At 38.1% G+C, this 16180-nt stretch carries 15 protein-coding genes; 10 read left to right on the top strand and 5 right to left on the bottom strand.

The features are described 5' to 3' along the window. From MTQ00_RS08560 to MTQ00_RS08530, 7 genes are all read left to right on the top strand, one after another. The gene (locus MTQ00_RS08560; protein ID WP_273648467.1) at positions 1–1890 is read left to right on the top strand and encodes an amidohydrolase; all 1890 of its coding nucleotides are present in this window, start codon (positions 1–3) and stop codon (positions 1888–1890) included. Positions 1891–1902: 12 nt separating this feature from the next. Beyond that, positions 1903–2328: a DoxX family protein gene (locus tag MTQ00_RS08555; RefSeq protein ID WP_273648466.1), complete on the top strand. Its 426-nt coding sequence runs from the start codon at positions 1903–1905 to the stop codon at positions 2326–2328. A gap of 1 nt (position 2329) precedes the next feature. Continuing rightward, complete coding sequence (locus MTQ00_RS08550; RefSeq protein WP_273648465.1) at positions 2330–2803, top strand: Dps family protein; 474 nt, start codon at positions 2330–2332, stop codon at positions 2801–2803. A gap of 4 nt (positions 2804–2807) precedes the next feature. Beyond that, positions 2808–3473, top strand: a complete 666-nt coding sequence (locus MTQ00_RS08545; RefSeq protein WP_172279121.1) for a YoaK family protein — start codon at positions 2808–2810, stop codon at positions 3471–3473. A 45-nt stretch (positions 3474–3518) separates the two neighbouring features. Next, positions 3519–5669 (top strand): histidine kinase dimerization/phosphoacceptor domain -containing protein, encoded by a 2151-nt coding sequence (locus MTQ00_RS08540; RefSeq protein ID WP_273648464.1) that lies wholly within the window; start codon positions 3519–3521, stop codon positions 5667–5669. A 128-nt stretch (positions 5670–5797) separates the two neighbouring features. Next, complete coding sequence (locus MTQ00_RS08535; RefSeq protein WP_273648463.1) at positions 5798–7150, top strand: sigma-54-dependent transcriptional regulator; 1353 nt, start codon at positions 5798–5800, stop codon at positions 7148–7150. A gap of 129 nt (positions 7151–7279) precedes the next feature. Then, entirely contained in the window at positions 7280–7921 is a 642-nt protein-coding gene (locus MTQ00_RS08530) for a TMEM175 family protein (RefSeq protein WP_273648462.1), read from the top strand. Here the strand turns inward: MTQ00_RS08530 and MTQ00_RS08525 are convergent. The 5 genes from MTQ00_RS08525 to MTQ00_RS08505 all read right to left on the bottom strand — a co-directional run bounded on the left by MTQ00_RS08525 (position 7900) and on the right by MTQ00_RS08505 (position 12793). Then, positions 7900–9459: a sigma-54 interaction domain-containing protein gene (locus tag MTQ00_RS08525; protein WP_273648461.1), complete on the bottom strand. Its 1560-nt coding sequence runs from the start codon at positions 9457–9459 to the stop codon at positions 7900–7902. The genes MTQ00_RS08530 and MTQ00_RS08525 overlap by 22 nt on opposite strands. 181 nt (positions 9460–9640) lie before the next feature. Further along, positions 9641–10288: a MarR family winged helix-turn-helix transcriptional regulator gene (locus MTQ00_RS08520; protein WP_273648460.1), complete on the bottom strand. Its 648-nt coding sequence runs from the start codon at positions 10286–10288 to the stop codon at positions 9641–9643. A 36-nt stretch (positions 10289–10324) separates the two neighbouring features. Next, positions 10325–11023, bottom strand: a complete 699-nt coding sequence (locus MTQ00_RS08515) for an SDR family NAD(P)-dependent oxidoreductase (RefSeq protein ID WP_273651056.1) — start codon at positions 11021–11023, stop codon at positions 10325–10327. A 10-nt stretch (positions 11024–11033) separates the two neighbouring features. Continuing rightward, entirely contained in the window at positions 11034–11270 is a 237-nt protein-coding gene (locus tag MTQ00_RS08510) for a TIGR03643 family protein (RefSeq protein ID WP_273648459.1), read from the bottom strand. 44 nt (positions 11271–11314) lie between these two features. Next, positions 11315–12793 carry a cryptochrome/photolyase family protein gene (locus MTQ00_RS08505; RefSeq protein ID WP_273648458.1) on the bottom strand — a complete coding sequence of 493 codons (1479 nt, stop codon included), beginning with the start codon at positions 12791–12793 and terminating at the stop codon, positions 11315–11317. A 333-nt stretch (positions 12794–13126) separates the two neighbouring features. Here MTQ00_RS08505 and ribA point away from each other — a divergent pair, with 333 nt between their 5' ends. The 3 genes from ribA (at position 13127) to nusG (ending at position 16171) form a co-directional block, all read left to right on the top strand. Further along, the gene (gene ribA, locus MTQ00_RS08500; RefSeq protein WP_273648457.1) at positions 13127–13717 is read left to right on the top strand and encodes a GTP cyclohydrolase II; all 591 of its coding nucleotides are present in this window, start codon (positions 13127–13129) and stop codon (positions 13715–13717) included. A gap of 48 nt (positions 13718–13765) precedes the next feature. After that, positions 13766–15196 (top strand): SDR family oxidoreductase, encoded by a 1431-nt coding sequence (locus tag MTQ00_RS08495; protein WP_273648456.1) that lies wholly within the window; start codon positions 13766–13768, stop codon positions 15194–15196. 576 nt (positions 15197–15772) lie between these two features. Beyond that, positions 15773–16171, top strand: coding sequence for a transcription termination/antitermination protein NusG (nusG, locus tag MTQ00_RS08490; protein WP_273648455.1), 399 nt, complete (start codon positions 15773–15775; stop codon positions 16169–16171). Positions 16172–16180 lie beyond the last annotated feature (9 nt).

Here is a 16180-nt window from a genome sequence, read left to right as displayed (position 1 = left end):
ATGAAAGCAGATCTTATCATATACAACGGAAAAATACACACTTTCAATAAAGAAACTCCGGACGTTTCTGCAGTGGCCATTAAAGACGGGAAAATTATCGCGGTTGGAAATTACGGACTGGCAGACCAGTTTGTAGATGAATCTACAGAACTTATTGATCTCAGAAAGAAAAGAGTAGTACCGGGAATCAATGATTCTCACATTCACCTGATTCGTGGCGGATTGAATTACAACCTGGAATTAAGATGGGACGGGGTTCCGTCACTGGCCGACGCGCTCAGAATGTTAAAAGACCAGGTAGACCGTACGCCTTCTCCGCAATGGGTTCGTGTCGTAGGAGGATGGTCCGAATTCCAATTTGCAGAAAGAAGGATGCCAACCCTGGAAGAGATTAATGCTATCGCCCCCGAAACACCAGTTTTTATTCTGCATTTATACGACAGGGCATTGATGAACAGAGCTGCATTAAAAGCAGTAGGATTTACCAAAGATACTCCGGCTCCGGCAGGCGGACATATTGAAAGAGATGCTAACGGTGAACCCACAGGGTTGATTATTGCCACACCCAATGCCATGATCTTATACTCAACACTGGCAAAAGGCCCGAAGCTTTCTTACGAACACCAGCTGAATTCCACAAGGCATTTTATGACAGAACTGAACCGCTTCGGAATTACCAGTGTCATTGATGCCGGCGGAGGATTCCAGAATTTTCCGGATGATTATCAGGTGGTGAACGAACTGAATGAGAAAAAACAGCTTACCGTAAGGATCGCCTATAATCTTTTTACCCAGAAACCTAAGCATGAATTTGAAGATTTCAGCGATTGGATCGACACGGTAAAATTATATCAGGGGGACGATATGTACCGTCACAACGGGGCAGGAGAGATGCTGGTATTTTCTGCAGCCGATTTTGAAGATTTTCTTCAGCCAAGACCTGACCTGCCTGAAAACATGGAAGCAGATCTCGAAAAAGTAGTCCGTTTACTGGTAGAAAACCGCTGGCCATTCAGACTTCATGCAACCTATAATGAAAGCATCACCCGTTTTTTAAATGTTTTTGAAAAAGTAAACCGGGATATTCCTTTTAATGGTCTTCCATGGATTTTTGATCATGCAGAAACCATTGATGAAAAAAATATAGAACGTGTAAAAATGCTTGGCGGAGGAATCGCCATCCAGAGCAGAATGGCTTATCAGGGAGAATATTTTGCAGACCGTTATGGTTCCGGCGCCGCAGAAAGTACACCACCCGTAAAAAAAATGCTGGAAATGGGAGTTCCTGTAGGTGGAGGCTCAGATGCCACAAGGGTAAGCAGCTACAATCCGTGGGTTTCCATGTATTGGCTGACCGCAGGTAAAACTGTTGGCGGACTTCAATTGTATCATGAATCAAAGCTGGACAGATCAACCGCATTGGAACTGTACACAAAAGGCAGCGCATGGTTTTCTCAGGAACAGCAGAAAAAAGGTGATATCAGGGTAGGAATGTTTGCCGATCTGGCAGTTCTTGATCAGGATTATTTTACGGTTGATGATGAAGATATCAAAAATATTGAAGCGGAAATGACCATTGTAGACGGGAAAATAGTCTATGCCAAAGGAACATTCTCATCTTATGCACCACCATCTATTCCTGTGCTTCCGGACTGGTCTCCCACCAATCTTTACAACGGATATTACCCTGCAGGCGGACATTTTCAGAAAGAAATTGAGAAAAATGCGAAACAGGATTTAAAAGCCCCGCTGACCTCACAAATTCACAGCTGTGCAGGAAGCTGCGATATTCACCATCATAACCATAACCAGGCAAGAATGAGCAATGTGCCCGTTAATAATTACCACACATTCTGGGGAGCTCTAGGCTGTTCGTGCTTTGCTTTTTAACTATCAATACATATGGAAATTTTAAAACAGATCCTTTCATCGGATTTAGGTTCACCATGTAATGATGCTTCATTCTTGGTTTTCCGGGTACTCCTTGCGATTCAATTGTTCAGAGTGCATGGCTTAAAGAAATTCAGACTGGAAAACGGGCAAAGGGAAGTCATTCCAAACCCTCTGGGATTGCCTGATCAACTCAATGCCATAGTTGCTTCATTTGCTGATCTGGTAGTTCCGTTTCTGATTATTTTAGGACTGGGAACCAGGCTTGCGGTTTTACCGACAATCGGCGTGACGGCTATCGGATATTTTGTGGTTCATAGAAAGGATTCATTGGAAGTGCGGGATGTTCCTTTTATGTACACCCTTTCCCTGTTACTGATTCTTGCATTGGGTGCAGGAAGATATTCACTTGATTATTACTTATTAAATATTTTATAAAATGAAAACTTCAATCGGAATTAAAAACGAAAATTTAGCAAAAGTTGCTGAGGTACTGGTTACCACTTTAGCAGACGAATTTGTATTGTATACCAAAACTAGAAAAGCACATTGGAATGTCGAAGGACCGGATTTTTACAATAAACACCTGTTTTTTGAAGCACAATACGGGCAGCTGGACGACATCATTGATGATCTGGCTGAAAGAATCAGGACGCTGGGACATTATGCACCGGCTACTTTAAGGGAATATCTTGAATTAACCCATTTGTCTGAGCACCATCTTGAATCGAACGACAGCCTAACTTACATCAGAGCGCTTCTTTCCGACCACGAAAGTATCATCATTCATCTTCGTGAAAATATTGAAAACTTCGCTGTGGAATTCCGTGATTCAGGGACAAGCGACTACATTACAGGATTACTGGAAGCCCATGAGAAAATGGCCTGGATGCTCCGTTCACATTTAAAATAGAAAAATGGAAGTAAAACATAATATCGGTTTTGTCACCTTATTGTTAACCATGATTGCCGGATACTGTGATACCGTGACATTTGTAGCGGCAGATGCCCTTTTTTCGGCACATGTTACAGGGAACTTTATTGTATTTGCCTATCAGTTTGTGAAGGGATCGGATATTCATGCCTGGGTAAAGCTGCTTACTTTTCCGGTCTTTATTCTCGCGGTTATGGCAGGAGGGAAGATTGCCGGGAAAGTTATCAATCATTACACGCTGCTATTCTGGGAAGGAACATTGCTTTTTTTAGCCGGAATTATTGTTGCCGTTCTCAGTTACTACGGAACGTTTTCAGAAGTTATGATGTATACTGTGGCTATGATGACCGTTTTTGCGATGGGGCTTCAGAATGCTTTCGGGAAACTCTATGCAAAGGAAACCCATGGTCCTACTACCATGATGACAGGAAATGTAACCCAGGCTTCCCTGGATTTTGGAACGCTTCTGTCAAGTGGCTTTCAACACCCTGAAGCCTGGGCAAGCCTGAAGAAGCAGTTGGTTACCATACTTGGATTTCTGATAGGCTGTTTTTTAGGAGCATATGCGGGAAAACAATTTGGACTCGAAACATTGATTTTACCGGGGCTGGCCATGATCATCTGCTATTTTTATCACCGTAAAAACTAGTACGGGACTATGGCAAAATACGGTATAAAATATTACCTTTAAAAAATGAATTTCAGGCTTTATTTTTTATCAAAAAATCTATTTAAGGTAGTATATTTTTCATTGGTTTTTATGTTTTCATGGAGTATAAAAGCACAAATCCAAGAAAATCCTGCACTGTTGAGAAAACAGATTTCCTCTTCCCCCAATACTACTCAGAAAACCACTTTATTGTTGCGGCTGAGTAACTATTATATTAGTAAAAAAGGAGAGTTGAAGGCTGATCTCGACAGTGCCGCTATTCTGAACAGACAGGCAAAAGCACTGAATATAAAATCCGGAGATCCGATGTCTGCCGGAAAGCTCATATTTCTGGATGCTAAACTAGATAAAGAAAGAGGCAGTAAAAACATTGCTTTATCCAAAATGAAAGAAGCACTTGCTTATTTTGAAACCCATCAATTTAAGGAACAGACCGGAGAGGCATATAACGAGTTATCGTATATGTATGACAATAAACCCGAGTATTTTGATACTAAAATTAGATTGAAAGAAAAAGCATTGGAACTTTTTAAAAATTCAGGATCAAAACTGAATCAGGCAGGCGTTTTAAAAGATCTTGGAGAACTATATTATATCAAAGAAAATCCTGATAAAGCGCTCGGTTTGCTCAGGCAATCCCTTTCTGTTTATCAGTCGGTGAAATTCAGAGAATTACAGAGTGTTTATAACCTTATTTCCCAGGTTGAAATTCAGAAGGCGGATTATGGGGAAGCACTCCGTTATGGTCTTCTGGCAGAAAAAACAGCAGAAAGCGTAAATGATTATTCTTTGCAGATGTGTTCTATTTACAGCAATATCGGAATGGTGTATTACTATCTCCGCCAGAACGACGATGCCATGAGATATTGGGAAAAATCCTTAGCTACTGCTAAAAAAAATAAAGATAACAGCTACATCAGAACCGTTGCCAATAATATTTCTACGATGCTGATCAGGCAGAAAAAGTTTAAGCAGGCTATTACCATGATAGAAGAATATAGAGAACGTTACCCTATCGTAGACCAGGATTTTGAAATGTCAGAAAATTATATCCTGTTCAGCACCTATACCATTTTAAAGCAGTTTAATAAAGCCGAAGCCTACTACAAAAAACTGGTCGCCTATTACGGTGAAAATGCAGAAAAGAACAATCAGCAGGCTTCATTGCTGCGAAGCTTTGTTTTTTATCATTACCAGACCCGTAACTTTGATAAAATGTACCGCGAAGCGAGGCTTTTTGATTCGATAGCTAAAAATAACGGAAATGATATGCTTCGTTCGGAAAACCATTTAATGTGGTTCAAAGCAGATTCTGTACAGGGAAAATACCTGGATGCCATACAGCATTATCAGCTGTACAAGAAACTTTCAGATTCTGTTTTTAACGGCGAAAAAAGCAAGCAGATCAACAGCCTTAAAATTCAGTTTGAGACAGAACAGAAAGATAAAAACATTCAGCTGCTGACCCAGAAAGCAAAACTACAGGATATTAAGATTGCGAATGATACCTTTATCAGATATGTTTTCATTGGAAGTATTCTCGCACTGATCCTTTTTGCTGCCTTGTTGTATAACCGATCAAGATTAAAAAGCAATGCCAATAAAAACCTGGAACTGAAACGTAAGCAGATTGATGAACAGAACGAACAGCTGAAAAAATTACTTGCCGAAAAAGAATGGCTCTTAAAAGAGATCCATCATAGGGTCAAAAACAATCTGCAGATTGTGATCAGCCTGCTGAATACGCAGTCTGCTTACCTGGATAATGAAGATGCCCTGATGGCCATCCAGAACAGCCAGCACAGAATGCATGCTATGTCCATTATCCATCAGAAACTTTATCAGTCCGATAATCTTTCGATGATTGATATGTCATGGTATATTTATGAGTTGATCACTTATATCAAAGAATGTTATTCATATGACAAAAAAATTAATTTCACAGTGGATACTGATAAAGTGTTACTTGACGTCGCCCAGGCGGTTCCTATGGGATTAATTGTTAATGAAGCAGTCAATAATACGGTAAAATACGCGTTTCCGGATGACCGGAAAGGTGAAGTTTCCGTCTCATTCAAAAATACGGATGACCATCTTTGTGAACTGATTATATCAGATAATGGAGTAGGGCTTCCAATGATTTCAATATTGAAGAAACGGAATCTCTGGGAATGAACCTGATGCGGGGGCTTACTGACCAGTTAGACGGGACCTTCCATCTCGAAAATAAAAGTGGATTAAAAATTACAATTACATTCAGAAGAAATACAGAAATAACTCCTTCCAACTAAAGGCTGACTATCATGAAAGAAAAAATATTAATTGTAGAAGATGAATTTATTGTAGCCAATGATCTGAAGCTGATGCTGATGAAAGCCGGTTACCAGATCACAGGAATCGCATCTTCGGTGGTTCAGGCCAGAAAACTGATTGCAGACAGCAAGCCGGATTGGGTACTTCTTGATATCATCTTAAAAGGAGACCTCACAGGAATCGATCTTGCCTGGGAACTGCGTGAAATGAATCTGCCTTTTCTTTATATTTCAGCCAATACCAACCAGTCTACCCTGGAAGCAGTGAAAGAAACGCAGCCCTACGGATTTATGGTAAAACCTTTCCGGGAGCGTGATATGATTGTTATGCTTGACATTGCCAGATACCGTTATGATATGGAAAGAGGCTGTGAACTGTGTACAGATAACGGAAATCGTGAAGTGATTGAAGGAATTATCGGGAAAAGTAAGGTACTTCAGGATGTTGTTGAAAAAATAAGAATAGTCGCTCCTACAGATACCTCTGTTCTGGTGGTCGGGGAAAGCGGAACGGGTAAGGAAAAAGTGGCTCATTCCGTTCATGAGCTTTCAGACCGCAGCGCTCATCCTATTGTTGTAGTCAACTGTGCCGCACTGCCGCATGCGCTTATCGAATCCGAGCTCTTCGGACATGAAAAAGGAAGCTTTACCGGAGCCAATACATTGAGGATCGGAAAATTTGAACAAGCCAACGGAGGAACCGTCTTCCTGGATGAAATAGGAGAGCTGCCACTGGATTCACAGGTTAAATTACTGAGAGTTTTACAGGAAAAGGAAATTGAACGGCTTGGTGGACATAATACAGTTAAAGTAAATGTAAGAATTGTTGCAGCGACCAACCGCTCCCTGGAAAAAGAAGTGGCGGAAGGAAGATTCAGGCTGGATCTGTATTACCGTTTGAATGTTTTCCCTATAGAACTGCCTCCGCTGAGAGAAAGAAAGGAAGATATCGTATTGCTGGCCCATTTTTTCCTGAATAAATATGCCGCTGCTTCGAGAAGAAATATCACTTCTATCAGTGAAAAAGCATTAGAACAGTTGCTGAATTATCACTGGCCGGGAAACATTCGTGAGCTGGAGCATTTGATCGAACGAAGTGTTCTGTTGGCCAAAACCGCAGAAATAGAAAGCTTTGATCTGCCCAAAATCATTGAAAAATCTTCTGAAATGCCAGGCCAGCTGAAATCATTGGAAGATATGGAAAGAGATCATATTATAAGTGCGCTTCAGACTTCTAACGGAAAAGTTTCCGGACCGGGCGGTGCTGCAGAGCTGCTGAAAATACAAGCTCAGACTTTATACTCCAAAATGAAAAAATTAGGAATTGACAAAGGCTATAAATAATCACGGGCAAAGCTAACCGGAGACCATATTTTCATTCATTTTTTTAATCATAATTCTTCAAATAATTGAGGACAAAATCATTATGCCTTTACTACGCAGAGTATCAGATAATAAATCAATCAGGTAATTATGGAAAAAGAAACACTCAGAATAGAAGGATTCAGTGATGGCGTTTTTGCAATAGCCGTTACGCTTTTGGTATTGGATCTTCATTTCCCTGAAGAGCATTCAATACAGAACGGGAACGATCTGCTGGTCTTTCTGAAGAATCAATGGCCGGCATTTCTGGCATTTATCCTTTCATTTTTCAGCATTTTCATCATGTGGGTAAACCATCATAAGATCTTCAAACAGATCTATAGTCGGAATTCCGCAATTATGTTTGCGAATGGACTGATCCTTTTTCTGGTTTCAGCAGTTTCTTATCCTACCGCTTTGCTGGCAAGGTATTTTGACGGTGAAGCTTCCTCTGTTGTTGTGGCACTTTATACCGGTATTTTTGTTCTGATCAATCTTGCTTATAATTTATTATGGTTTCTGGCCACCCGGAATAAAAAACTTTTGCGTCCCGGTATTACCGATGCTGCTATAAAAAAAATCCATAATAATTACCTTTACGGGCTTCCGATTTATGTGCTTGCATTAATCCTGTCGTTCTGGATCCCGGTCTTGTCGCTGCTGATCATTTTAGGCCTTTGGATTTTCTGGGCTTTGTCTTCCGGGAAAATAGAAATGGAGCTTGACAAACATTATTCAGATCCCTTGAAATAGTGTTTTTTTTCTATTCCGAGTTTCTGCATTTTGGAAATCAGCGTGGTTGGCGGTAATCCCAGCAGCTTTGCAGCACCTGTTTCACCAAAAATACGGCCGTTACATTTTTTGATTATTTTTAGAATATATTCCTTTTCGAATTCCTGGAGCGTTTTGATCCGGAAATCCTGATCCGTATTTTGAGAGTTAATAACTTTCGGAAAATCCATTTTCCTGATCATATTTCCTTTTGCCGTCAGCATGCTTCTTTCAACCATATTTTCCAGTTCACGGATATTACCCAACCATGGATTAGCAATCATCATTTTGACCACGTTCTGAGAAAAACCATTAATCTTTTTGCCTGTCTTAGTATAGAGTTTCTCAAGGAAATAGTCAGCCAGTAAAGGAATATCATCTTTTCTTTCCCTTAAGGCAGGAAGATGGATAGGAAATACATTCAGCCTGTAAAAAAGATCACTTCTGAACCGTCCTTCCGCGACTTCTTTTTCAAGATTCCTGTTGGTGGCCGTAATGATCCTTACATTCACTTTTATTCTTTTGTTTCCCCCGATCCTTTCGATTTCTTTTTCCTGAAGAACCCTCAGAAGTCTGGCTTGCAATTCCAGGGGAAGTTCACCTATTTCATCCAGAAAAATGGTGCTGTTGTGCGCCTGTTCAAACTTTCCTTTCCGCTGTTCGGTTGCCCCGGTAAAGCTTCCTTTTTCGTGCCCGAAAAGTTCGGATTCTATCAGATTGGCAGGAATGGCTGCACAGTTTATCCTGACCATCTTCTTTCCCGAAAATTCTGAAAGTTCATGAATAGCCTTTGCTATAAGCTCCTTTCCTGTACCCGTTTCTCCAAAGATGATGACATTGGATTGTGATGGAGCTGCCTGCGAGATCTGTTCAAAAATAGTCTGCATTATTTCACTTTGTCCCACAATTCCATGGAAACCATACTCACTTTTATTTTCTTCTTCAGTTTCTTTAGGAAAGTTCTGGATATTTTCCTGAAACGCTTTCAATTGTTCCTGAACATCAATATTATGAAGAGTAATGGAAACCTGGGTAGAAACGCCGTTTAAAATTCTTTCCGGAATAGCATCTCTTGAGATAAAATTTCTGTAGAAAAGGAAAAGCACATTTTTATTTTCATTAACAGCAGGCAGACCTAATCCCACAGCCATTCGCATTCCCGAATTTCTAACTTCGGTAAAACAGGAAGGAAATGATGACAATTCTTTAAGATCAAAAAACAGGGGTTCCGCGGAATCAAGGCATTTTTTTAAATACGTATCAAGTGCATGATCTATAGTATAATTTTGATTTTCAATCCCACTGATGAGCATTTCAATAATCCCTCTGTAATCCCTGACAATCATACAATCATTAAAGCCCAGTTCATTTTTGAAAGAGGTATTGAGAACAGAAAGAAGTTGTTTTTTGTTTAAAACGGTAGAAAAGTCTTTGGCTAAACGGGCAATGATAAGCTGTTCTTTCTGCATGCCCTGCAGGCGTTTCATCATTTCTGCATTAGGATCAGAAGGCTTGCTCATAGAAAATTCTTACTTGAAAATTTAAAGATAGGAAAATTGAGAAAAAGATCTCATTTAAAGAAACAAAAAAGCAACCTCGAAGAGAGAATCTTTATTTGGTGGTTTAGCCTTTACAACCGGTGTCGGTCCGGGAATAGGCGATTTAAGGAGATCATGGTTTAAACTTCACGTAATTCTGGATCTAGTCGAATGCTTCAGTAATCTCGTCAATATTAGAATTTTTATATTGAAAGTAAAGATTAGAATGAAAATCATTAAGCTTTCTGAGTAATTCCAGAAACTCATTTTTTTCATTATCTTCAAGCTTTCCGGCAAGAATTCTTGAAGTGATATTTACTTTTTTAACAGAACGGTGGAAATAATCTTCTCCTTTTTTAGTGATGTTCAGACGTTTGCTTCTTTTGTCTTCGCTGTCGTTTTTTTCTTCAATTAAACCGTATTCCAATAAACGCTTGATAATTTGAGTTCCCGTCTGTTTCTCGTGTCCGTTTCTTTCAATGAGCTGAATTTTAGTCAGGTTTGGTTCATCTTTCAGTCTATACAGATAGGTGAATTCTTCATTGGCTAATTCAGGAAAGTCATTCAGCCCTTTTCTAATAAGTTGCTTGGAATATCTTGCCAAAAGCAGAACCTGTTTGCAGATTTCATTTTCGGTAAAAGCAACCTGATGCTCTTCATTTTTAAAAAGCTTTGTAGGGCTTTCTTTTCTGTATTTCTGATCATTGAGCCAAAGACGGAAATCCTCAGTGGTAGAATGAGGTTTACAAGCTTCGGAGTTTTCAAATTCTTTTACCTGATGAAGCAAATCAATGAAAAAATCGGTATTCATGGCACAAATTTAATCTAAAAATATATCTTTTTTACGTTAAAGTTTCACACTTCCCATTCCACCGTCGATTCCAAAAATCTGGCCCGTAATCCAGGAAGATTTATCGGAAATTAAAAAAGCTGTCATTTCCGCGATTTCTTCGGCATTTCCAATTCTTTGCAGAGGATGCCTTTTAGCGGATGCTTCCTTTTTTTCAGGAGTTGATAAGAGGCTTGAGGCGAGCTCAGTATCTGTCAAAGAAGGGGCAATGGCATTTACCCTGATTTTATGTGCCGAAAATTCAGCCGCTAAACTTTTGGTAAGACCTTCCACAGCGTTTTTGCTGGCAGCAATTGAAGAGTGAAACGGCATTCCCAGTTTTGCCGCTACAGAACTGAAAAGTACAATAGAGGCACTTTCAGATTTTTTAAGATTCGGTAAAAGCTTTTGAATAACTTTCACTGCTCCTATCACATTAATTTCAAAATCATTCTTGAACTCATCTATGGTAAGCCTGTTAAACGGTTTCAGATTAATGCTTCCGGGAGAGTATACCAGTCCGTCTACAACTTCAGGAAAAGTAATTTCATCTAAATTTCCGGAAAGAATATCCATTTGATGGAATGTTATATTAGCATGATTTACCCCGGGATTTATTGTTCTTGAAATTCCTATGATTTTATTTTGTTCGGAAAGGATTTCTGCTGTTGCATGTCCAATTCCTTTTCCACATCCGACGATGACAATATTTTTCATGATTACTCTATTATCTTTTAGAAATTTTATTGTTGCTAATGGTTCTTTGTCTACTGCATTTAAAGCGAATGATATCTTCATTTCGCTTTTTTAAATGTTTTTGACTCACGCCGGAATTCACCCTCGTTCTCCAAAGTTTAAAACTCGATTCTTTTAATTCAGCACGCATTATTTCAATCACTTCAGATTCTCTGATCCCAAACTGAAATGCTATAGCTTCAAATGGAGTACGGTCTTCCCAGGCCATCTCGATAATCCGGTCCCTTTCCCGTATGTTGAACTTTTTATTTATTATTTCAGATTTTCAATAAATTCTTTTGCTCTTTTTATATGCTGTTTCCGTTGCTCTTCCGGCATTTTTTCAAGCGTTCTCAACATCATTCCCAACCTTGGATTTTTGGCGAAAAAATCCTTGTTATCATTGATGAAGTTCCAGAAAAGTGCATCCCATTGTTCTGCCCATTCTCCGTTAGGATAATCGCTCATTTTTTTGATGTAATTGCTGCCACTGATGTAGGGTTTCGTACTCATTTTGCCACCATCCGAAAAGGTGCTCATTCCATATACATTCGGAACCATTACCCAGTCATAAGAATCAATGAACATTTCCATAAACCACTGATATACTTCATCAGGATCGAATTGGCAGAGGTTCATTAAATTGGCAAAAATCATCAGCCTTTCGATGTGGTGTGCATAGCCGGTTTTTAGAATTTTCTGAATTGAGCTGTCAACTGGCTGGATTCCCGTTTTAGCGGTATAAAAAGATGCCGGAAGTTTTTGCTTGTGTTTCCAGTAATTTTTATTCCGCTGATGCACACCCTGATAAAGATAAACACCCCGGACAAATTCTCTCCATCCTAAAATTTGTCTAACAAAACCTTCCAGTGAGTTTACCGGAATATCATTTTCCTTTGCAAAGGAAATGGCTTTTTCCAAAACATTTTCCGCAGTTAAAAGTCCTACATTCATTAATGGAGAAAGAACACTGTGATGCAGAAAATTTTCTTTCTCCACGATGCTGTCTTCATAAATGCCAAATTCCGGAAAACGCATTTCCAGGAATTGCTCAAGCCATTTTTCAGCTTCTTTGAAAGTTGTAGGATAAAGCTGTTCATCTGTAAGAATTCCGTAATTTTTTGAAAAATGTTTTTCGGTATATTCTTTCGCCTCCTCATAATATTGATTGTTTGTCGGGAAATATATGAAAGGTGCTTTTTTATTTTTAGGATATTTTCTTCGGTTTTCCGTATCATAGGTCCATTTTCCTCCCAGCGGTTTTCCTGCCTTCATCAGGATATTCCGGGTGATTCTCTGCTGCTTGTAAAAATCAGTCTGATGGTATGATTTCTTCCCTTCAAAGTAATCTTTCAGCTCTTCTTTGGTATTCAAAAAAAGAGAGCTGTCATGAATTTCAAGATCTAATTTGGTTTGTCTTAATCTTTTTTCCAGCCAATTATCACAAACATCTGTCGTTTTTATAGTTTTAAAATGGTCGTTTTCCAGTTTCAGAATTAAGTTTCTGATGTCTGAGTATTTTGATGAACTTTCGATATATTCAACCTCAAAACCGGATTTTTTCAATGTATGTTCATAGAACTTCATTGTCGCACGATGAAAAGCTATCTTCTGTTTATGAAACGCATATTGCCTGAAAAATAAGAATTCCTCTATCAAAAATACCGGCTGATCTTGGATAAGGTAATCAGTATCCTCAAAAAGCTGATGCGGAAAAATCAGTTGAGCGGTATGTTTTATTATTTTAGCCATAATCGTCTGAATTCTTGCTTAGGGTTGTAAAGTTTTGCCTGTTCTCTGGATTAAAAGGCCGGTTGTTATTTATCAGTGCTCAATTTTATTTTATTTCACCTTGTCAAAAAAATTAATTTCGAAAGGTTGTAATTAGTGAAACATTGATCCGGGACTTCTCTTTCATTTATTATAACTTTTTGGTATTCAATATATAATTCAGTTTTTTTTCCTGTGTGATATTGGATTTTCCTGCATAAGAAAATGTATTTATCTACAAATTTAGTAAATAATTTTATTTTTATTTAAAATAAAGTATAAATTTGTACTATATGATTTTTTAATTTTTAAATTATGTTGACAATACAAGCGCAATCGAATATTCCAACTGATTTTGGAATGTTTACTGTTTATGCATTTTCAGAGTTCGAAGATGATTGGAATCCGAATCTGGTTTGGGTGGCGGAAAATACAGATTTTAGTACTGCGGTGAATGTGCGTTTTCATTCGGAGTGTATCACCGGCGAAGTTTTTCATTCTAAAAAATGCGAGTGCGGGCAACAGCTGGATGCTGCTATGAAATATGTGCATGAGAACGGCGGAATGATTATTTATCTGCGTCAGGAAGGTCGGAATATCGGAATCATCAACAAATTGAGAGCTTATGCACTTCAGGAAAAAGGCTTTGACACGGTAGAAGCTAATCTGAAACTGGGATTACCGGCTGATGGCAGAAATTTTGATATCGCGATAGAAGTGCTGAAGATTTTAAAAGTAAATGAAATTAATCTGCTGACCAACAATCCTGAAAAGCTGAAATCTCTTGATAACAGTGGAATTAAGCTAAAGAATAGAATTCCGCTGGAAATAGAGTCGAATGAGGTCAATGAAAGTTACCTGGCAAAAAAGAAAGATTATTTCGGACATCTTTTAGAAAAGGTATAATTTTTTCTTTCACCGGCAAACATTGTCAAACCACCAAAGCCTAATCCTATGAAAAAAATTCTGCTCACCGGCGCAACCGGATACATCGGAAAAAGAATGATCGACGTTATCGCTGCTCAGGGTTATCGGGTTATCTGTTGTTGCAGAGATAAAAATCGTTTTTCCAAAAGTGTCGATATTAACGATAGTCAGGTGGAAGTAGTGGAAGTAGATTTTTTAAAACCTGAAACCCTGGAAAATATTCCGAAAGATATTTCAGGAGCGTATTATCTTATGCATTCGATGAGCAATAGCAATGATTATGCTGAAAAAGAAAAAGAATGCGCTGTTAACTTTTCCAATTTTATTGAGAACACGGAATGCAAACACATCATTTATCTTTCGGGTCTGGTCAACGAAAAAGAATTATCCCAACATTTAAGTTCCCGGTTTGAGGTTGAAAAGATTCTTATGCAATGTAAAATTCCTGCCACGGTCTTAAGAGCCGGAATTATTATTGGATCAGGAAGTGCTTCTTTTGAAATTATAAGAGATCTGGTAGAAAAATTACCCATAATGATCGCTCCAAGGTGGCTTCACACAAAATGTCAGCCGATAGGAATTGCCAATGTTCTTGATTTTCTGATTTTTACATTATTTAAAGAAAAGGCCTATCGCAGAAATTTTGATATAGGTTGTGATAATGTTTTGACTTATAAAGAAATGCTCTTGGAATTTGCTAAAATCAGAGGGCTGAAAAGAAAGATTTTTACAGTTCCCGTAATGACACCCAAACTGTCCTCGTATTGGTTGTATTTTATTACTTCGACATCCTATAATTTGGCTTCCGCACTGGTTGGAAGTATGAAAATTGAGGTGGTATGCAGACCAGAAAGCTTACTGGAAATAAAACAGATTACGGGTGTTCAGCCATTTTCATATGATACAGCCTTAAGAAGAACTCTCGCTAAAATTCAGGATAAGGAAATTATATCAAGCTGGAAGGATAGCTTTATCAGCAGCAGAAGTGATTCCAATCTGAAAAATTATCTTGATGTCCCAAAATATGGATGCTTTACGGATCTAAGAACTGCAGAATACGATGATCGTGAAAAATGTCTGAACCGGGTTTTTTCTTTAGGAGGAACAAACGGTTGGTACGGGCAAAGCCTATGGAAAATACGGGGGTTTTTGGATCTATTGATTGGCGGACCGGGATTGCGGCGTGGGAGAACACATCCCGATCAACTTCACGAAGGTGATGCTTTGGATTTTTGGCGTGTTTTATATGCAAACAAAGAAGAAGGAAAACTTATTCTCTTCGCAGAAATGAAACTTCCCGGTGAGGCATGGCTCATGTTTAAAACTTATAAAGGAAAGCTTTGGCAAAAAGCGGTTTTCCGGCCGCATGGACTGACCGGGAGATTATACTGGTATTCTGTTTTACCATTTCATGGGATTATTTTTAAAGGTATGGTAAGGAGATTAGCAAAAAAGTGACTTTTTTAAGTTATCAACTCAAAATGAATATTGTCGCTTAATCTGTCATTACAGTAACGAATTTTAAAATTGAAAAACGGCATCGAAGAATGTAATCTTCGCATGAGGTCTTGTGGCCTTGATGAGATTGTTATCAAATAATTTTTTGTTAATCTTGTTAATTTGTTGAAATTTATAAAGTCTACTTAAATCTTATTATGTCACTAGTTTTTGATTTAATTTAGGGGCGAATTTTCGATTGTTCATTTCATTACTTGTTGATATATTGTACATTAATATTTTAACTATTTTACCTAACTTACTGTAAAAAAGTGAATAATAAGAGGTGTTGTCTGCTAATGAGAAATTAATTTTTTGTTAAATTCAAAATTTAGTGACATAATTTAAATGTTTTTTTTTTACATTAGCAACTCAGAAAAACTAAACACTAAGAATCGGAAAAATCAAAGATTAAAAATATTATCATCTAAAGTCTCTTTAATAATCTCTCTTTTTTTTAGTTCTTTAATATCTCTTTTGTCACAAGAAACTGTGACTTAAGTGGCGAAGCTGTAATAACCGTGATTGCTTAACATTATGAACTTTATCAAAGGTTGGTATGTAATCTATACCAAATCCCATCTCCAAAGAAAAATAGCTCAGAATTTAGCTGAGCGAGATTTCACGATATATCTATCTCTCAATATAATAATGTCACAATGGAGTGACCGTAAAAAGAAAGTAGAAAAGCCTCTTTTTAATTTGTATGTCTTTATTTATCTGGAAATAATAAAAGATTATTTCAAAGCATTTATAATGGATGAGATTGTATTATTTATCAGATCTGGAGGCAAATTAGTCCGGATTTTAGATGAAGAAATAAATCGCATTAAAGTATGTCTGAACCATTATTATGAGTGTAAAGGGATACATGAACTGAATATAGAAGAAAAAGAAAGTTATAATATCCGGCCCTTTCGAGTCTTATCCATGTAAAATTCTATA

The sequence above is a fragment of the Chryseobacterium sp. B21-037 genome, assembly GCF_028570785.1.
GTDB classification, from domain to species: Bacteria; Bacteroidota; Bacteroidia; order Flavobacteriales; family Weeksellaceae; genus Chryseobacterium; species Chryseobacterium proteolyticum.
The sequence above is the reverse complement of the archived record's forward strand: the minus strand, read 5'-3'. Positions and strand labels throughout refer to the sequence as shown.

Excerpts from the sequence above, each read along its gene's own strand:
- MTQ00_RS08560 (WP_273648467.1), top strand. The coding sequence starts at position 1 with ATGAAAGCAGATCTTATCATATACAACGGAAAAATACACACTTTCAAT.
- MTQ00_RS08555 (WP_273648466.1), top strand. The coding sequence starts at position 1,903 with ATGGAAATTTTAAAACAGATCCTTTCATCGGATTTAGGTTCACCATGT.
- MTQ00_RS08550 (WP_273648465.1), top strand. The coding sequence starts at position 2,330 with ATGAAAACTTCAATCGGAATTAAAAACGAAAATTTAGCAAAAGTTGCT.
- MTQ00_RS08545 (WP_172279121.1), top strand. The coding sequence starts at position 2,808 with ATGGAAGTAAAACATAATATCGGTTTTGTCACCTTATTGTTAACCATG.
- MTQ00_RS08540 (WP_273648464.1), top strand. The coding sequence starts at position 3,519 with ATGAATTTCAGGCTTTATTTTTTATCAAAAAATCTATTTAAGGTAGTA.
- MTQ00_RS08535 (WP_273648463.1), top strand. The coding sequence starts at position 5,798 with ATGAAAGAAAAAATATTAATTGTAGAAGATGAATTTATTGTAGCCAAT.
- MTQ00_RS08530 (WP_273648462.1), top strand. The coding sequence starts at position 7,280 with ATGGAAAAAGAAACACTCAGAATAGAAGGATTCAGTGATGGCGTTTTT.
- MTQ00_RS08525 (WP_273648461.1), bottom strand. The coding sequence starts at position 9,459 with ATGAGCAAGCCTTCTGATCCTAATGCAGAAATGATGAAACGCCTGCAG.
- MTQ00_RS08520 (WP_273648460.1), bottom strand. The coding sequence starts at position 10,288 with ATGAATACCGATTTTTTCATTGATTTGCTTCATCAGGTAAAAGAATTT.
- MTQ00_RS08515 (WP_273651056.1), bottom strand. The coding sequence starts at position 11,023 with ATGAAAAATATTGTCATCGTCGGATGTGGAAAAGGAATTGGACATGCA.
- MTQ00_RS08510 (WP_273648459.1), bottom strand. The coding sequence starts at position 11,270 with ATGGCCTGGGAAGACCGTACTCCATTTGAAGCTATAGCATTTCAGTTT.
- MTQ00_RS08505 (WP_273648458.1), bottom strand. The coding sequence starts at position 12,793 with ATGGCTAAAATAATAAAACATACCGCTCAACTGATTTTTCCGCATCAG.
- ribA (WP_273648457.1), top strand. The coding sequence starts at position 13,127 with ATGTTGACAATACAAGCGCAATCGAATATTCCAACTGATTTTGGAATG.
- MTQ00_RS08495 (WP_273648456.1), top strand. The coding sequence starts at position 13,766 with ATGAAAAAAATTCTGCTCACCGGCGCAACCGGATACATCGGAAAAAGA.
- nusG (WP_273648455.1), top strand. The coding sequence starts at position 15,773 with ATGAACTTTATCAAAGGTTGGTATGTAATCTATACCAAATCCCATCTC.